The organism is Salinisphaera sp. Q1T1-3 (assembly GCF_003602005.1).
Classification (GTDB): domain Bacteria; phylum Pseudomonadota; class Gammaproteobacteria; order Nevskiales; family Salinisphaeraceae; genus Salinisphaera.
This window is the reverse complement of sequence record NZ_QZWD01000013.1, coordinates 1-16,812: the sequence shown is the minus strand read 5'-3', so window position 1 is coordinate 16,812 and position 16,812 is coordinate 1. Positions and strand designations below refer to the sequence as shown.

The following is a 16,812-nucleotide window of genomic DNA, read 5'->3' as shown; positions in this document are numbered from 1 at the left end:
GAGGTAGGGCGGCTATGAGCAACAACACGTCGAAGACGGTCACCCGGACACGAGAGCGCTGGCTCAAGGCGCGTCTCGACGGTCGACGCGGCGTGCTGCGAGCTGCCGTCGCGGCCGGCCTGCTCGATGCACCGCTGATCCTGTTGCAGGCGTGGTTGCTGGCCGATGTGATCTCCTCGGTGGTCATCGACGGGCAGGGGCTGGATGCGCTGGCATATCCGCTGGCCGGTCTGCTCGGCGTCTTCGGGGCGCGTGCGGTCGTCGGGGCGTTACGCTCGGTGTTGTCCTTCGAGCTGGCCGCTCGGGCGAAGCAGGAGCTGCGGCGCGATCTGTTCGCCCATCTCATCGCGCTCGGGCCGGCCTGGGCGCGCGCGGCGCGCAGCGGGCAGGCAGCCCATCTGGTCGCGGATGCGATCGAGTCGATGGATCGCTATTACCGGGATTATCTGCCCCAGGTCGCGCTGGCGGCGGCATTGCCGTTGATCATGCTCGTCGTGATCTTTCCAAGCGACTGGGTCTCGGGCGTGATCCTGTGCGTGACGGCGCCGATCGTGCCGTTTTTCATGGTGCTCATCGGCAAGGGCACGGAAGCGCTCAATCAGCGCCAGTGGCGTCGTCTGGCCCGCATGAGTGGGCACTTCTTCGATGCCATCGAAGGCCTGACCACGCTTCGACTGTTCGGCGCCGCGCAGCGGGAAATCGCGGTCGTGGCCGACATGTCCGCACGCTATCGCCGCGACACGCTGGCGATTCTGCGACTGGCGTTCGTTTCGTCCCTGATTCTGGAATTCGTCGTCACGCTGTCGATCGCCATGGTCGCGGTCTACATCGGTTTCCGGCTCTACTACGGCGAGATGTCTTTCCTACCGGGGTTGTTCGTGCTGCTCGTTGCGCCGGAGTTCTATCGGCCGCTGCGTGACATGGGCAGTCAGTATCACGCCCGCATGGAAGCGCTCGGTGCCGCCGAAGGGCTGGTCGCCATGCTGGATGAGACGACGCCGGCGGCGACCGCCATCGGTAGCGCCGCGCCATCCGGGCCGGCGGCCCATCTGCGATTCGACCGCGTCGGTTTCCAGCATGCCGATGCCCGGACACCGCTGTTCGAGGATGTCTCGTTCGAGCTGACGCCCGGGCGCACGCTGGCGGTCGTCGGGCCCAGCGGGGCGGGCAAGACGACACTGGCCTATCTACTGCTCGGGTTTCTGGCACCGAGTCGTGGTGGCATCACGGTCGACGGCCGGGATCTTGCGATGATCGCGGATGCCGGCTGGTTCGATCAGATCGCCTGGGTGCCGCAGACGCCCACGCTTTTTGACGGCACGATCGCCGACAATATACGGCTCGGCTGCCCGACGGCCGATGCCAGTGCGCTGCACGAGGCCGCACGGCGGGCCCGCGCGGATGGCTTCATCAAGGCGTTACCGCACGGCTACGACACGCCGGTGGCCGATCGCGGCGAGGGGCTGTCCGGGGGCCAGATCCAGCGTATCGCGCTTGCCCGGGCGTTTCTGTCCGATGCGCGCCTCGTGGTGCTGGACGAGCCCACGGCCAGTCTCGATCCGGACAGCGAAACCCGGCTTGGCGACGCGCTGGCCGATCTGGCCCGGGATCGCATGGTTCTGGTCATCGCACACCGGCTCGACACGGTCCGGCGCGCCGACGAGATTCTGGTGCTGGCCGAGGGCGGTATCGTCGAACGTGGCACGCACAAGGCGCTCATGCGCGCCGACGGCCGCTACGCGCGGCTGTGGTCGCTCTATCGTGCCGATGAGGCCGGCCCATGAGCGATTGGCGACGTCTGTTCGGATTGCTGACCGGGCAGCGGCGATTGCTGCTGGCCGGTATCGCGCTGGCCACGCTCGTCATTCTGGCCAACGTCGCCTTGATGGGGCTGTCCGGCTGGTTCATCACCTCGATGGCGCTGGCCGGCCTCGGCCGTGTGGCGATCGATTTCTTTGCGCCGGCGGCCGGTATTCGCGGGCTGGCCATCGTGCGCTCGGTCGGGCGTTATCTGGAACGGCTGGTCACGCACGATGCGACGTTGCGCGTGCTGGCCACCCTACGTGTCGATTTCTATACCCGGCTCATTCCGCTGGCCCCGGCGCGGCTGCAGCCGTTTCGAACGGCCGACCTGCTCAGCCGCATGCGCGCGGACATCGATACGCTGGACAATTTCTATCTGCGTGTCCTGGTGCCCGTGGCCGCGGCCGCGCTCAGCCTGGTGGCGATCGAGTGCTTCGTTGCCGGTTTCAGTCCGGTCGTCGCCCTGGTCAGCCTGCTCGGATTGCTCGGCGCCGGGGTGGTGCTGCCGCTGCTGGCGTTCTCGCTCGGACGCGCCACGGGCCATGCGCGGCTCGCGGCGCTGGCCACGCTGCGGACAACAGCGGCCGACAGCGTCCGCGGGCTAGGCGAACTGTGGGTCTACCGGGCGAGCGCTGCCGCGGCGAGTCGTATCGCGGCACAATCCGCGCGCCTGATCGGTGCGCAACGCGCCGATGCGATCCGCGATGCCGTGGCCGATGCGATCGCCGGACTGCTGACGCATCTGACCGTGTGGGCCACGCTCATCGTCGCGATTCCACTCGTCTCGGCACAGGCGATCAGCGGCCCGGTGCTCGCCATGCTGGTCTTTCTGGTCATTGCGAGCTTCGAGGCGGTGGCGCCATTGCCGGCGGCGTTTCGGGCGCTCGCCGAGACACGGGCGGCGGCCCGGCGCGTCTTCGAGATCATCGATGCCGAGCCCGCGGTCGCCGAACCGGTGACGCCGGTCGCTGTGCCCAGTCGCTTCGACGTAACCTGGCAAGGCGTGACGATGCACTACGACACATCGCCGGCACCGGCGCTCGACGGCCTCGATCTGAGTGTGCCAGCCGGCCAGGCGCTGGCGCTCGTTGGTCCGAGCGGTGCCGGTAAGACAAGCCTGATCAACACGTTGCTGCGTTTCTGGCCGATCGAGGCGGGCCGGGTCATGATCGGCGGCGTCGCGGTCGATGCAATGAGCGGTACGGCGCTGCGCGGGTTGACGATGGTCGTGGCCCAGCGCACCCATCTATTCAATGCGAGCGTGGCCGCGAATCTGCGGCTGGCGCATCCGACGGCCGACGAGGCGACCCTGTGGTCGGCGCTGAGCGGTGTCGGACTGGCCGAGCGGGTGGCGGCACTATCGCACGGACTGGCCACGCCGCTCGGTGAGAACGGGGCGCGATTGTCGGGGGGCGAGCGTCGACGGTTGGCCATCGCCCGCGCGATTCTGGCCGATGCGCCGATTCTGATCCTCGACGAGCCGACCGAGGGCCTGGATGCCGAGACCGAAGCCGACGTGCTGGCGTATCTGGCCACACTCATGGCCGGCCGCACGACGATCCTGGTCAGTCACCGGCCGGCGGCTCTGCGCCTGGTCGACGAGATCGCGCTCATCGAGGCCGGCCGCGTCGTCGAGCGCGTGCCGCGCGCCGCGGCGGCACGCGGTAACGCGCGTTTCTGGCGCTATCTGCGTCTGCTCTGAACGGACGCCGGGCGTCGCCGGCGCGCGAAAGCGATGCACGCGCGCCGCGCCATCGCCACAAGATGAATCAGCCGAGTTTGGCGCGGGTGGCCTCGAGCAGCGGCGACCGCGGGTTCAGACCGGCCGCCAGACCGAGCTGCATGGCCTCGTCGGCCGGCGTGCCCTGCAGATGACGGGCGCGATAAGCGATGAGCGCGCCAACGCGGTTGCTGCTGGCACAGTGCACCAGCGCCGGCGTGGCCTCGGGGCCGGACAGGGCGTCATCGAGCGCCTGCGCGTTGGCATCGTTGATGTCGTCCGGACCGGCGACGGGGATGAGCACATAACGCATGCCGGTCTCGGCCACGAGCGCGCTTTCGTCGTATTCGTCGAATTCGCCGGCCGGACGCAGATTGATGACCGTGTGCACGCCGGCCGCTGCGGCGGCCTGCAGCTGCGCTCGGCTGGGCTGACCGGCGGTGACGATATCGCCGCCGATATCACGGGCGTTGTTCAGATCGTTCGGGTAATCGGACATGGCTACGGCTTCCTCAGCGTGGGCGACCGGGTGTCTCTGGCGTCGGGGCGCGCGCTCGGCGATATCGGGCCGCCTGGCATCGCCTGTCGTTGCTGGCAGGCCCCGACGCGATTGATACGCCAGTGTAGCCATCGTATGCGGCCCGCGCAGCCGCTGACGCCGTGCCGCTCGAGTCAGCACCGGCTTGTCGCATCCGGGGAATCGGATATGGCTTGTCGTTGATTCAATTGACCTAGCGCGTGGAACCGATCGATACCGAGCGTCGTCGTAGGGGCAGATTCCCGCGACCGGCCGCCGGGCGGCCAAAGAGAGCACGACGATGCCCGTGGCGTCTTCTCGTATCCATGCCTTCGACTCGCTGCGCGGCCTGGCAGCGGTCAGTGTGCTCGTGAGTCATCTGTTTCTGGTGATGCAGGGCCAGGCGAATGCTGCCTATGCCCGTTTCTTCGACTGGACGCGGATGGCGGCCGCCACGCCGCTGCATGTCTTCTGGCAGGGGCATGCGGCGGTGGTGGTGTTCTATGTCCTGAGCGGATTCGTGCTCTATCTGTTGCTGGCGGGCGCACAGGTCTCGATGCCGGCTTATGTCGCCAAGCGCGTGGTACGACTGTATGTGCCGTATCTGGCGGCTATCGTGCTCGGCATCATCGGGGCGCACGCCGTGATCGGCGATACGCTGATCGGCTTCAACGGCTGGATCAACAAATTCTGGTCGTGGCCCGTCACCTGGCCGGCGATCGGCGCGCATCTGTGGTTTCTCGGCCAGTTCAACGCCGATCGTTACGACTTCACGATCTGGACGTTGGTACACGAGATGCGCATCTCGCTGGTGTTTCCGCTGATCTTTTTGATGGTCCGGCGTCTGCGCTGGTGGGCCGCACTCATGCCGTTTCTGGTGGCCAGTGTGACGATGGTCGCGCTGCGCCAACCGGCCGAGCGCGAGGCGATGCACATCGCCGGCTTCGCGGCCCACGGCGGGCTGACGGCCTATGTCTACACCGTGCACTATCTGCTGGCGTTCGCGCTCGGGGCGAGCCTGGCCGCACACCGTGAGCGGCTGTTCGCGGCCTATGCGAATCTGCCCGGGCGTACGCGTGTTCTGCTCGGCGTGCTGACGGCCACGCTCTACGTGTATGGCGGCCGGGCGATGCACGTCACCGGCCTGACGACGATGATGCCCTACGATTGGCCGTTGATGATCGCGGCTGCACTGTTGCTCGTCACCGCAGCGGCCGAGCCGGGGGTTCGGCGTCTGCTGGAAAGCGGGCCCGGTCTGTATCTGGGGCGGATCTCCTACAGCCTGTATCTGTTCCATCCGCTCGTGCTGCTTGCCATGCTGCACGTCTTTGCCGGCCATGTGCCGCTCGGCTGGCTGCTGGCCGCGATTCTGGTCATGAGTTTTGTCATCAGTGACCTGGCGCATCGCACGATCGAGCAACCGGCTGTGGCGCTGTCGCGCACCGCGGCCGCGCGCGTCGAGTGGCTGCGGGCGCGTTGGCCGGCCATGCGCGCCCGCGCAGCCCGGCATGCCGCGACGTTCGACCGAATGGGTTAGACTGTCCGGTCAATCTCGGATTTCAATCAACGGTTCGATCGCGATGTCCGAAACGGTGGATAGCAACAGCGCGCCGAAAGTGTTCGTGGCCACCTGGGGTTGCCAGATGAACGAATACGATTCGGCCAAGATGGTCGACGTGCTGGCCAAGGATCGCGGCGCGACACGGGTCGGCTCGCCGGAAGAGGCCGACATCATCCTGCTCAATACCTGCTCGATCCGCGAGAAGGCGCAGGAGAAGGTGTTCTCGCAGCTGGGCCGCTGGAAGCCGCTGAAAGACGCCAACCCGGATCTGGTGATCGGGGTCGGCGGCTGCGTGGCCTCGCAGGAAGGCCACGTCATTCGCGAGCGCGCACCGTTCGTGGACATGGTCTTCGGCCCGCAGACGCTGCATCGCCTGCCGCAGCTGCTCGACGACATAGCCGACAACGGTGCCGGCATCGTCGATATCGCGTTCCCGGAGATCGACAAGTTCGATCACATGCCGCCGGCCCGGGCCGAAGGCGCGACAGCGTTCGTCTCGATCATGGAAGGCTGCTCGAAATACTGCAGCTTCTGCGTGGTGCCCTATACCCGCGGCGAGGAGATCTCGCGGCCGTTCGACGACGTGATCCTGGAAGTCGCCGAGCTCGCCGAGCAGGGCGTCAAGGAGATCACGCTGCTCGGCCAGAACGTCAACGGTTATCGCGGGCCGATGGCCGACGGCTCGATCTGCGACCTGGCGATGCTCGTGGAGTTCGTGGCCGAAATCGAGGGCATCGAGCGGATTCGTTACACCACCAGCCATCCGCTGGAGTTCTCGGACGCGCTGATCGAAGCCTATGCCCGGGTGCCGAAGCTGGCCAATTATCTGCATCTGCCGGTGCAGTCGGGTTCGAATACGGTGCTCAACCTGATGAATCGTGGCTATAGCGTCGAGCACTTCATCGCACGCATCGAGAAACTGCGTGCCGTGCGGCCGGACATCAGTCTGTCCACCGATCTCATCGTCGGCCATCCGGGTGAGGGGGAAGCCGAATTTGCGGCCACCATGGCGCTGGTCGATCGGATCGGTTTCGATGCGGCGTTCTCGTTCATCTACAGCGCCCGCCCGGGCACGCCGGCCGCCGACATGCCGGACACCGAGTCGCGCGAGCTCAAGAAACAGCGCCTCAAACAGGTCCAGGACCGCATCGCTGATTTCAATCGGCAGTTCATGAATGATCTCGTGGGCACCACCCAGCGCGTGCTCGTCGAGCGGGAATCCAAGCGCGGGGGCGGCCAGATGGCCGGCCGCACGGATTCCAATCGCTGGGTGAATTTCGAAGGCCATCCGCGCATGGCCGGCCATTTCATCGAAGTCGAGATCACCGAGGCCTTGGATAATTCGCTGCGAGGCCGCATAAAAACGTCTGAGCCGGCAGACGAGACGCCGGCCCTGGCGACGGTCGACTGATCGATCGTCATTCGCCTTTCAACCCTGCTGGATCGTTTTGGCCGATAACACCGTACGCAAGACGCTCGAACTCGACCCGCCCGACATGACCCGGCTGGCCCATCTGTGTGGCCCGCAGGATGGGCATCTGCGGCTGATCGAGAACACGCTCGATGTGGCCGTGCACAACCGCGGACACCTGTTTCAGGTCGAAGGGGCCGAGCCCGCGGCCGAGGCGGCCATCGACACGCTCAACGAGTTGTATGCCGCCACCGCGTCCGGCGCGCTGGACACCGAGCGGGTCCATGTCGTGGCGCGTACGGCCGAACGCGAGCGGCACGAAGCCGCCGCTGCCGTTTCCGAAGACGAGCCGCGCCGCGATGTCGTGATCAAGACCCGTAACGGCCTGGTGCGCGGTCGAGGTCCGAACCAGCGGCGTTATCTCGCCAATCTGGCGAGTCACGACTTGAACTTCGGCATTGGCCCGGCCGGCACCGGCAAGACCTATCTCGCCGTGGCCGCGGCGGTCGACGCGCTCGAGTCCGAGCGCGTGCGACGCCTGCTACTGGTGCGGCCGGCGGTCGAGGCGGGTGAGAACCTCGGTTTCCTGCCCGGCGATCTGGCACAGAAGATCGATCCCTATCTGCGGCCGCTCTATGACGCGCTTTACGAAATGCTCGGTTTCGAGCGCGTCGGCCGGCTGATCGAGCAGCAGGTCATCGAGATCGCACCGTTGGCCTACATGCGCGGGCGCACGCTCAACGAGGCCTTCATCATTCTTGATGAGGCCCAGAACACGACCGTCGCCCAGATGAAGATGTTTCTGACGCGCATCGGGTTCGGCTCCACGGCCGTGGTCACGGGCGACATGACCCAGGTCGACCTGCCGTCGTCCAAGGCCAGCGGGCTGTCGCACGCGGTGCGTCTGCTCAAGCGCATCGACGGCATCAGTGTGACCCGTTTCGCGGCGGCCGATGTGGTACGCCATCCGCTCGTGCAGCGCATCGTGGCTGCCTACGACGAAGAGGCCGAGCGCGAGACGTCGGCGGGCGATGCGAACCGCCACGCCGGATGATCACGCTGGAGCTGGCCGTCGCCGATGGGCTTGATGCCGCGCCCGATCGCGCGGGTCTCGAGGCAGCCGTGGCCGCGGTGTTGGCCGAGGCCGGCATCGCCGACGATGACGAGACCGTCGTTGCCCTCGACGTCCGGCTCATCGAGCGCGCCGAATCGGCGGACCTGAACGGTCGTTTCCGCGACAAGCCCTACGCGACCAACGTGCTATCGTTTCCGGCGGATGCCGCGTTGCCCGGGCTGCACATGCTCGGCGATCTGGCGATCTGCATGCCGGTGGTGGCCGACGAGGCCGCCGCCCAGGGCAAGACCGAGACCGCGCACCTGCTGCACATGGTCGTGCACGGGACGTTTCACTTGCTGGGTTACGATCATATCGGCGACGATGAGGCCGAGATCATGGAAGCGGCCGAGCGCCGGGTCATGGCGCATCTCGGCTATGCCGATCCCTACGGTGCGACGGCGGCGGCCACGCCGCCCGGCTGATCGCCGGCAGGGATGGCGTCCGACAATCGATGGGAGGAGGCGGCACCGGCCGCGAGACCATGAGCGACGACGACAGCGACCAGTCTAGAGGCGGCTGGCTGCGCCAGATCGGCATGAGCCTGGCGGGCCCGCCGCGCGATCGAGAAGAGCTGGTCGAAGTGCTGGCCGAGGCACAGGAGAATCAGCTGCTGGATGTCGATGCCCTGTGGATGATGCAGGGCGTGCTGCGTGTTTCCGAACAGCACGTGCGGGACATCATGGTGCCGCGCTCCCAGATGGTGGTCATCGAGTCCGATGCGGCACTCGCCGAGGTGCTCTCGGCTGCCGTGGAGTCCGGGCATTCGCGGTTCCCGGTCATCGGCGAATCGCGCGATGAAGTCGTCGGTATCCTGCTGGCCAAGGATCTGCTGGGCGTGGCGGACGCCGCCGGCGACGACGCGGGTTTCTCGCTGGACCGGGTGCTGCGGCCGGCGGTTTATGTGCCGGAATCCAAGCGCGTCAACGTGCTGCTCAAGGAATTCAAGGCCTCGCGCAATCACATGGCGGTTGTGGTCGACGAATACGGCGGTGTCGCCGGGCTGGTGACCATCGAGGATGCCCTCGAACAGATCGTCGGCGAGATCGACGACGAATATGACGAGGCCGAGGGCGCGAACATCCTGCGACAGGACAAGAACCGCTATCAGTTGCATGCGCTGACGCCGATCGAGGAATTCAACCGTTATTTCGGCACCGCCTTTTCCGACGATGATTTCGACACGGTCGGCGGTCTGGTCATGCACGAGTTCGGGCACATGCCCGGTCGCGGCGAGACCACCATCATCGATCGCTTTCAGTTCAACGTGCAGCGTGCCGACTCGCGGCGCATTCATCTGTTTCAGATGACGGTTCTGCCCGAAGCCGCCGAATAGCGCGTCCGACGTCCATGACGCGCCTCAAGAAGCTGTTGGCCGACGGTCTGCTCCCGGCACTGTTCGGCGTGCTGGCCACGCTCGGGTTCGCGCCGTTCGCGGCCTGGCCGGCCACACTCGCCGCCGTGCTCGGCCTGGTCGCGCTATGGCGTGGCGTCGGTGCGCGACGCGCGGCCTGGCGAGGTTTCGTTTTCGGCGTTGCCCAGTTCGCCACCGGCATTCACTGGGTCTATGTCGCCATGCATGCCAACGCCGGCATGCCGGCGGTGCTGGCCGGTCTGGCCACGGCCGGACTCGCGCTCTATCTGGCGTTGTATCCGGCGCTGGCGGGGGCGCTCGTCGGGGCGATGCGCCGTTTGCCGCTCACGCCCTGGGCGCTGTGCGTCGTACCGGCGACCTGGACGCTGGCCGAATGGCTGCGCAGCTGGCTGTTCAGCGGTTTCGACTGGCTGGCCATCGGTTATGCCGCAACGGATATCCCGGTCAACGGGATCGCGCCGGTGGTGGGCGTGCACGGCTGGTCCTTCCTGCTCGTCAGCGCCGCCGGGGGCATCTATATGCTCTATGTCGGCGGGCTGGTGGCGCGTCTGATCGCTTGCGGGCTGGCGCTGGCGCTGCCGCTGCTCCTGTGGTGCCTGCCGCCGGCGGTGCACTGGACCCAGCGCGCCTCGGCGCCGCTCTCGGTGGCCGTGATGCAGGGCAATGTCGCCCAGCACGACAAGTGGCGCCCGGACAATCTGGCGCCGACGATCGATCGCTATGCCGCGATGACACGGCGAACCGACGCCGATCTCGTCGTCTGGCCGGAGGTGGCCGTACCCGCGCCGATGGCGTTGGTGATGCCGGCGCTGGACGCGGTCGGCAAGACGGCACGCGCCGAGGGCAAGACCGTGCTTGCCGGTGTCCTGCGTGGCGGGCGGGAACCCGGTTCCTATTACAACGCGCTCGTGGCGTTGGGGGCGGGCCAGGGGGAATACCACAAGCGCCATCTGGTGCCGTTTGGTGAATACGTGCCGGGCCCCGCCTGGCTGGACGCGCTGCTCGACGGGCTCGGCGCGCCGATCGGTCGCCTGGCCACGGGCGCCGCCGATCAGCGCCTGTTGCACGCCGGGTCGGTGCGTCTTGGCGCCACGATCTGTTTCGAGGATGTGTTCGGTCGCAACGTGATCCGCGATCTGCCGGCTGCCGGTGTGCTTGTCAATGTGACCAATGACGGCTGGTTTGCCGGCACCATCGGCCCGGCCCAGCATCTTCAGATCGCACGGATGCGGGCTGCCGAGGCCGGGCGGCCGATGGTCCGGGCGGCCAACACCGGGATCAGCGCCATCATCGACTTCACCGGACGGGTCTACGATCGGACCGCTGAAGACACCACCGCGCGGCTCGTCGGGCATGTGATTCCCCGGACCGGGGCCACGCCCTATGCACGGCACGGCGAGACACCGGTCGCGAGCGCCTCGGCAGCCATCGTGTTGCTCGGCGGTCTGGCGGCGGGGCTGCTGGGATGGCGGCGGCGACGTCGAGACGGCATCGCCGAGCGACGGCGCGAGCTTGCCCGGCGGGTATAGGCCGACCCGGTGAGTCATGGCGGGACACGGCCCGGGCTAGGTATTACACTCTCGCTCTTTCCTTGTCTTCTGCCGGGCTGTTTCGCGCCATGGAACCGAGCTATCGTTTCGACACCATCGAATCCGACGTCCAGCGACGCTGGGCCGACGCCGATGCGTTTCGCGTTGTCGCCGACGATCGCGAGAAGTTCTATTGCCTGTCGATGTTTCCGTACCCGAGCGGCAAGCTGCACATGGGCCATGTGCGCAATTACACCATCGGGGACGTGATCAGCCGCTATCACCGGATGTGCGGCCGCAACGTGCTGCAGCCGATGGGCTGGGATGCCTTCGGTCTGCCGGCCGAGAACGCGGCCATCAAGAACGGCGTGCCGCCGGCGCAGTGGACCCGCGAGAACATCGCGGCCATGCGCGGCCAGCTCAAACAATTGGGCTTTGCCTATGACTGGTCGCGTGAGATCGCGACCTGCGACCCGGATTACTATCGCTGGGAGCAGTGGCTGTTCACGAAGCTGTTCGAGCAGGGCCTGGTGTATCGCCGTGAATCGGTGGTCAACTGGGATCCGGTCGATCAGACCGTGCTGGCGAACGAGCAGGTGGTCGACGGGCGGGGCTGGCGGTCCGGGGCGATCGTCGAGCAGCGGGCGATCCCGCAATGGTTCGCCCGGATCACGGATTACGCCGACGAACTGCTGGATGATCTCGATGGCCTCGACGGCTGGCCGGATGCGGTCAAGACAATGCAGGCCAACTGGATCGGCCGCTCGACCGGTCTCGAGATCGATTTCGACGTCGCCGGCCAGGACACGCCGCTGACGGTCTACACCACGCGCCCGGATACGCTGCACGGCGTGACCTACATGGCACTGGCGGCCGACCATCCGCTGGTGGCCGCCGCAGCCGATACCGATGCCGAGCTGGCAGCCTTCTGCGAGGAATGCCGGCGCGCCGGCACCGCTGAGGCCGGCCTGGAAACGCGCGACAAGAAGGGCTATCGCCTGCCGATCGAGGCTGTGCATCCGCTGTCCGGCGCGCGCCTGCCGATCTTTGTCGCCAACTTCGTGCTCATGGGATATGGCACCGGTGCCGTGATGAGCGTACCCGGCCACGACCAGCGCGACTGGGAATTCGCCACGGCCTACGATTTGCCGATCGTGCCAGTGATCGCCGACGCCGAGGGCAACACGCCGGACATCAGCTCGGCTGCGGCGGTCGAGAAGGGCGTACTGATCAATTCCGGCGAGGACGACGGCAAGACGTTCGAGCAGGCCTTCGGTGACATCGCCGATCGGCTGGAGGCCCGCGGCACGGCGCGCCGCAAGACACAATATCGGCTGCGCGATTGGGGACTGTCACGCCAGCGCTACTGGGGTGCGCCGATCCCGATCATCCACTGCGACGATTGCGGGCCGGTCGCCGTCCCCGAGTCCGACCTGCCGGTCGTGCTGCCTGAAAACGTCACGCCCGAGGGCGCCGGCTCGCCGTTGCCGGACATGCCCGAATTCGTGAATTGCACGTGTCCGCAGTGCGGGCGCGACGCCCGGCGCGAGACCGATACCTTCGACACTTTCATGGAGTCGTCCTGGTATTTCGCGCGGTTCACGTGCCCCGATGCCGATTCGATGATCGACGACCGGGCGCATTACTGGATGCCGGTCGATCAGTACGTCGGCGGTATCGAGCACGCGATTCTGCACCTGCTCTATGCCCGTTTCTTCCAGAAGCTGATGCGAGATGTCGGCCTGGCGCGCGCGGACGAGCCGTTCAAGGCGCTGCTGACGCAGGGCATGGTGCTCAAGGACGGGGCCAAGATGTCCAAGTCCAAGGGCAACACGGTCGACCCTCAGGCGCTCATCGAAACCTACGGCGCCGATACGGTGCGCCTGTTCTCCATGTTCGCCGCCCCGCCGGACCAGTCGCTGGAATGGTCGGAATCCGGCGTGGAGGGGGCACATCGCTTCCTCAACCGGCTGTGGCGGCTGGTGGCCACGCACGTGGACAACGGGCTGGTCGCGCCGGCCACGGGGGCCGAGGGCGAAGCCGCGGCGGAACTGCGACGCAAGACCCACGAGACCATCGCCAAGGTCGGGGACGATGTCGGCCGGCGCCACACCTTCAACACGGCGATCGCCGCCGTCATGGAACTGGCCAACGCCATCGGCCGCGTCGAAGAGACGTGTGATGCCGAGACCCAGGCCGTGCGCCAGGAATCCCTCGAGGCGATCATCAAGATGCTCGCGCCGATCGCCCCGCATATCTGTGACGCGCTCTGGCGTGCGCTCGGCCACGATACGCTGGTCATGGCCGAAGCCTGGCCGGTCGCCGAGGCGGCCGCGCAGGTGCGCGAATCCATCACGCTGGTTGTCCAGGTCAATGGCAAGGTGCGGGCACGTATCGATGTGCCTGCGGATGCCGATCGCGATACAGTGGCCAGGACCGCCGTCGAAGATGTCAACGTGGCGCGTCATATCGACGGTCAGCCGATCAAGAAGACGATCGTGGTGCCCGGTAAACTCGTGAATCTGGTGGTGTGACGATCATGCATGTCCACGTCATTCGCACAGCGTCGAAACGATCGGCGACCGGCCTGGGGCGGCTGGCGGTCGGCAGCCTGCTCCTGCTCTGGCTCGCGGGATGCGGTTTCCACCTGCAGGGCGCGAACCCGTTGCCCAAGGGCATCGATCGCATGGACGTGACCTATCACGACGACTACAGCGTCGGTGACCCCGAGCTCGTCACCGCACTGCGCCAGCGTCTGCGCCGGCGGCATCTGCTGGGCGACGGCGGGGCGCCGGCCGAGCTGCGCATCGTCAGCGTGCAGAGCAATCAGCGGACCGTGGCGGTCAGCCCGGTGGACGGCGACTCGTCGGTCTACGAGGTGACGGTCCGAGCGATCTTCAATTACAGCGTGCGGGGTGCCGACCAGCTCACCGGCGAGACCGTCGTGGACAGTCGTGAATACACCAGCGATGCGACGCAGCAACTGTCCTCCGACGACGAGCGCCGCCATCTGCTGAATCAAATGCAGGAAGATCTGGCCAACCGGGTGCTCGAGCGGATCGCCCGACACAACCAGCGCGATGTCGGCGCCACGGGCGATCCGGCATCGGGTGCAAGCACGGACTAGGGCCTATTGATGTTTCGTGCGAATCCGCGCCAAGCGCGCCCTGAAATTGACGATGGGCGGCAAGACGAGGCGTCGTGCGCGCCGTGCCGTCATTCTGCACCCGCGGGCGACAACGCTGGATTGCCGTCGTATCCTTGATTTTGGGGTGCTTGTCCCTTCGGGTTGGGCCGCCCATGAAAAATCGACGATGGGCGCCCGGCGGCGTTGCGCGTCTGGATCGCGGCACGCCACGATCGGCGGCTCGCGCCTTGCCGGACACACAGCGGTCTCTCGACGAAAAGGCGCTCGAACGAAACCTCAACAGGCCCTATGGCGATGACCGATCGACAAGCGATGAGCGAAAGCCCCGTGAGCCCGGTCGATGTGGCGACCCTCATCAAGGGTCGACGAACCGTCGATCATTTCGTGGCCGGCGAAGTGCCGCCGCGCGAAACGATCATCGCGGCCATCGACGCAGCGCGCTGGGCGCCGAATCACCATCTGACCCAGCCATGGCGTTTCTCGCTCCTGGGGCCGAAAGCGCAACAGGCAGTCGTGGCCCTGAACACCGGACTCCTGCAGGCCTCACGCGGCGCGGAAGTCGCCGAGGCCAAGCGCGAGCGCTGGTCGCAGATGCCCGGCTGGCTGGTGGTCACGTGCGAAAAGACCAACGAGACACAACGAGCCGCAGAGGACTATGCGGCCTGCGCCTGCGCCATACAGAACCTGAGCCTGTATCTGCACGCTGCCGGCATCGGCACCAAATGGGCGAGTGGGGCAATCACGCGAGAGCCGGATTTTCTCGAAATCGCCGGTGCCGATCCCGCACGGGAATACGCCGTCGGCCTCATCTGGTACGGTTATCCGAAGCGCCGGCCCCGTAGCCAGCGTGTCGCCCTGGAGACCATCATCCGGAAGTGCGAGTAGCCTTGGACAGTCCTTGCCGTCGTTTGCGAAAAATAGCGTTGCAAAACGCGGGCGGCGGCTATAGAATTGCGCGCTTTCGCAGCGGCGCTGCTGTGTTTCGCTACGGCTGACGAGTATTGCAATGAAGACGTTTTCCGCGAAGAAAAACGAGGTTCCCGGCGACTGGTTTGTCGTCGATGCGACGGACAAGACGCTGGGCCGTCTGGCTACCGAAGTCGCGTTCCGCCTGCGCGGTAAGCACAAGCCGGAATACACGCCGCACATGGATGTCGGTGATCACATCGTGGTCGTCAACGCGGCGAACGTGAAGGTCACAGGCAAGAAGCCGCAGCAGAAATTCTATTACCGCTTTACCGGTTACGTCGGCAACATGAAGTCGATCTCGCTGGAAAAGCAGTTGGCCACGCATCCCGAGCGCGTCATCGAGCACGCCGTGAAGGGCATGCTGCCCAAGGGCCCGCTGGGCCGTCAGCTGGCGCGCAAGCTGCGTGTCTACCCGAACGCGGACCATCCGCACACCGCTCAGCAGCCGCAGACGCTGGAGATTTAAAGCATGGCAACCGAACAGTCCTACGGCACTGGCCGTCGCAAGACCGCCGCCGCCCGCGTCTTCATCAAGCCGGGATCCGGTCAGATCACGGTCAACAAGAAGACGCTGGACGAATATTTCGGTCGTCCGACCTCGCGCATGATCGTGCGCCAAGCACTTGAGGCCACGGACTCGGTCGATCGTTTCGATATCACGATCACCGTCAACGGCGGCGGCCCGAACGGTCAGGCCGGCGCCATTCGCCACGGTCTGGCCCGTGCGCTGGTCGACTACGACGAGGGCATGCGTCCGGCGCTGCGTGCGGCTGGCTACATGACCCGCGACGCCCGTAAGGTCGAGCGCAAGAAGATCGGTCTTCACAAGGCCCGCAAGTCGCCGCAGTACTCCAAGCGCTAAAGCGACTGCACGACGGGCGTATGGTCGAGTGCGATACGCCCGTCGAACCAGGTTACTGGGGATTCGTCTAATGGTAGGACTACGGACTCTGACTCCGTCAGTGGGGGTTCGAATCCCTCATCCCCAGCCATAACAAAGGCCCGCGCAAGCGGGCCTTTTTTATGGCTGGCGTTGCGGCCCAGACGAGAAGCCCGTGTTCGACGGGCGAGTAAGCTCGCCCGGACAGTCGCGTCACGCGACTGGGCCCGAAGGGCCGAGCAGTCGGCCTTTTGGCCGAATGCGAGCAATCCGTAGGCAAACGCTCTGCCGCGGTTGATAGCAACCACCATATACAGGTTGCTGGTATGAATGTCCGCGCAAGCGGGCCTTTCATGGCTGGCGTTGCGGCCCAGACGAGAAGCCCGTGTTCGACGGGCGAGCAAGCTCGCCCGGACAGTCGCGTCACGCGACTGGGCCCGAAGGGCCGAGCAGTCGGCCTTTTGGCCGAATGCGAGCAATCCGTAGGCAAACGCTCTGCCGCGGTTGATAGCAACCACCATATACAGGTCGCTGGTATGAATGTCCGCGCAAGCGGGCCTTTCATGGCTGGCGTTGCGGCCCAGACGAGAAGCCCGTGTTTGACGGGCGAGTAAGCTCGCCCGGACAGTCGCGTCACGCGACTGGGCCCGAAGGGCCGAGCAGTCGGCCTTTTGGCCGAATGCGAGCAATCCGTAGGCAAACGCTCTGCCGCGGTTGATAGCAACCACCATATACAGGTTGCTGGTATGAATGTCCGCGCAAGCGGGCCTTTCATGGCTGGCGTT

General features: G+C 66.1%; 14 protein-coding genes and 1 tRNA gene. 14 read left to right on the top strand and 1 reads right to left on the bottom strand.

Annotated elements, in window-relative coordinates; genetic code table 11:
• Positions 1-14: 14 nt before the first annotated feature.
• The gene (gene cydD / locus D3260_RS12370; RefSeq protein WP_120098916.1) at positions 15-1,784 is read left to right on the top strand and encodes a thiol reductant ABC exporter subunit CydD; all 1,770 of its coding nucleotides are present in this window, start codon (positions 15-17) and stop codon (positions 1,782-1,784) included.
• Positions 1,781-3,505: a thiol reductant ABC exporter subunit CydC gene (cydC, locus tag D3260_RS12365; protein WP_120098915.1), complete on the top strand. Its 1,725-nt coding sequence runs from the start codon at positions 1,781-1,783 to the stop codon at positions 3,503-3,505. Before cydD ends, cydC begins: the two co-directional genes overlap by 4 nt.
• 67 nt (positions 3,506-3,572) lie before the next feature.
• On the opposite strand, the gene D3260_RS12360 is transcribed toward cydC, so the two are convergent.
• Positions 3,573-4,022 (bottom strand): beta-lactamase hydrolase domain-containing protein, encoded by a 450-nt coding sequence (locus D3260_RS12360; RefSeq protein WP_158583524.1) that lies wholly within the window; start codon positions 4,020-4,022, stop codon positions 3,573-3,575.
• 319 nt (positions 4,023-4,341) lie between these two features.
• On the opposite strand from D3260_RS12360, the gene D3260_RS12355 reads away from it, so the two are divergent.
• The 12 genes from D3260_RS12355 (at position 4,342) to D3260_RS12300 (ending at position 16,139) form a co-directional block, all read left to right on the top strand.
• On the top strand, positions 4,342-5,577 hold the full coding sequence (locus tag D3260_RS12355) for an acyltransferase (protein ID WP_120098913.1): 1,236 nt from the start codon (positions 4,342-4,344) through the stop codon (positions 5,575-5,577).
• A gap of 43 nt (positions 5,578-5,620) precedes the next feature.
• Complete coding sequence (gene miaB / locus D3260_RS12350) at positions 5,621-7,012, top strand: tRNA (N6-isopentenyl adenosine(37)-C2)-methylthiotransferase MiaB (RefSeq protein WP_233544061.1); 1,392 nt, start codon at positions 5,621-5,623, stop codon at positions 7,010-7,012.
• Positions 7,013-7,097: 85 nt separating this feature from the next.
• Complete coding sequence (locus D3260_RS12345) at positions 7,098-8,066, top strand: PhoH family protein (protein ID WP_120098999.1); 969 nt, start codon at positions 7,098-7,100, stop codon at positions 8,064-8,066.
• Positions 8,063-8,551 carry an rRNA maturation RNase YbeY gene (gene ybeY, locus D3260_RS12340; protein WP_120098912.1) on the top strand — a complete coding sequence of 163 codons (489 nt, stop codon included), beginning with the start codon at positions 8,063-8,065 and terminating at the stop codon, positions 8,549-8,551. Before D3260_RS12345 ends, ybeY begins: the two co-directional genes overlap by 4 nt.
• A gap of 59 nt (positions 8,552-8,610) precedes the next feature.
• On the top strand, positions 8,611-9,462 hold the full coding sequence (locus D3260_RS12335) for an HlyC/CorC family transporter (protein WP_120098911.1): 852 nt from the start codon (positions 8,611-8,613) through the stop codon (positions 9,460-9,462).
• A gap of 14 nt (positions 9,463-9,476) precedes the next feature.
• Positions 9,477-11,030, top strand: coding sequence for an apolipoprotein N-acyltransferase (lnt, locus tag D3260_RS12330; protein ID WP_120098910.1), 1,554 nt, complete (start codon positions 9,477-9,479; stop codon positions 11,028-11,030).
• 89 nt (positions 11,031-11,119) lie between these two features.
• Positions 11,120-13,564, top strand: a complete 2,445-nt coding sequence (gene leuS, locus D3260_RS12325) for a leucine--tRNA ligase (RefSeq protein ID WP_120098909.1) — start codon at positions 11,120-11,122, stop codon at positions 13,562-13,564.
• A gap of 5 nt (positions 13,565-13,569) precedes the next feature.
• A complete protein-coding gene (gene lptE / locus D3260_RS12320) occupies positions 13,570-14,157 on the top strand; it encodes an LPS assembly lipoprotein LptE (RefSeq protein WP_147418188.1) in 588 nt (195 codons plus the stop codon).
• Positions 14,158-14,490: 333 nt separating this feature from the next.
• Positions 14,491-15,063 carry a nitroreductase gene (locus tag D3260_RS12315; protein WP_233544059.1) on the top strand — a complete coding sequence of 191 codons (573 nt, stop codon included), beginning with the start codon at positions 14,491-14,493 and terminating at the stop codon, positions 15,061-15,063.
• 121 nt (positions 15,064-15,184) lie between these two features.
• Entirely contained in the window at positions 15,185-15,613 is a 429-nt protein-coding gene (gene rplM, locus D3260_RS12310; RefSeq protein ID WP_120098907.1) for a 50S ribosomal protein L13, read from the top strand.
• Positions 15,614-15,616: 3 nt separating this feature from the next.
• Positions 15,617-16,009 carry a 30S ribosomal protein S9 gene (gene rpsI, locus D3260_RS12305; RefSeq protein ID WP_120098906.1) on the top strand — a complete coding sequence of 131 codons (393 nt, stop codon included), beginning with the start codon at positions 15,617-15,619 and terminating at the stop codon, positions 16,007-16,009.
• A 56-nt stretch (positions 16,010-16,065) separates the two neighbouring features.
• Positions 16,066-16,139, top strand: a tRNA-Gln gene (locus D3260_RS12300).
• Positions 16,140-16,812 lie beyond the last annotated feature (673 nt).

What these genes read in the sequence shown, in the direction of transcription:
- rplM (WP_120098907.1), top strand. Translation starts at nt 15,185, where the DNA reads ATGAAGACGTTTTCCGCGAAGAAAAACGAGGTTCCCGGCGACTGGTTT.
- ybeY (WP_120098912.1), top strand. Translation starts at nt 8,063, where the DNA reads ATGATCACGCTGGAGCTGGCCGTCGCCGATGGGCTTGATGCCGCGCCC.
- D3260_RS12315 (WP_233544059.1), top strand. Translation starts at nt 14,491, where the DNA reads ATGAGCGAAAGCCCCGTGAGCCCGGTCGATGTGGCGACCCTCATCAAG.
- rpsI (WP_120098906.1), top strand. Translation starts at nt 15,617, where the DNA reads ATGGCAACCGAACAGTCCTACGGCACTGGCCGTCGCAAGACCGCCGCC.
- D3260_RS12355 (WP_120098913.1), top strand. Translation starts at nt 4,342, where the DNA reads ATGCCCGTGGCGTCTTCTCGTATCCATGCCTTCGACTCGCTGCGCGGC.
- D3260_RS12345 (WP_120098999.1), top strand. Translation starts at nt 7,098, where the DNA reads ATGACCCGGCTGGCCCATCTGTGTGGCCCGCAGGATGGGCATCTGCGG.
- lptE (WP_147418188.1), top strand. Translation starts at nt 13,570, where the DNA reads ATGCATGTCCACGTCATTCGCACAGCGTCGAAACGATCGGCGACCGGC.
- D3260_RS12335 (WP_120098911.1), top strand. Translation starts at nt 8,611, where the DNA reads ATGAGCGACGACGACAGCGACCAGTCTAGAGGCGGCTGGCTGCGCCAG.
- miaB (WP_233544061.1), top strand. Translation starts at nt 5,621, where the DNA reads ATGTCCGAAACGGTGGATAGCAACAGCGCGCCGAAAGTGTTCGTGGCC.
- cydC (WP_120098915.1), top strand. Translation starts at nt 1,781, where the DNA reads ATGAGCGATTGGCGACGTCTGTTCGGATTGCTGACCGGGCAGCGGCGA.
- lnt (WP_120098910.1), top strand. Translation starts at nt 9,477, where the DNA reads ATGACGCGCCTCAAGAAGCTGTTGGCCGACGGTCTGCTCCCGGCACTG.
- leuS (WP_120098909.1), top strand. Translation starts at nt 11,120, where the DNA reads ATGGAACCGAGCTATCGTTTCGACACCATCGAATCCGACGTCCAGCGA.
- D3260_RS12360 (WP_158583524.1), bottom strand. Translation starts at nt 4,022, where the DNA reads ATGTCCGATTACCCGAACGATCTGAACAACGCCCGTGATATCGGCGGC.
- cydD (WP_120098916.1), top strand. Translation starts at nt 15, where the DNA reads ATGAGCAACAACACGTCGAAGACGGTCACCCGGACACGAGAGCGCTGG.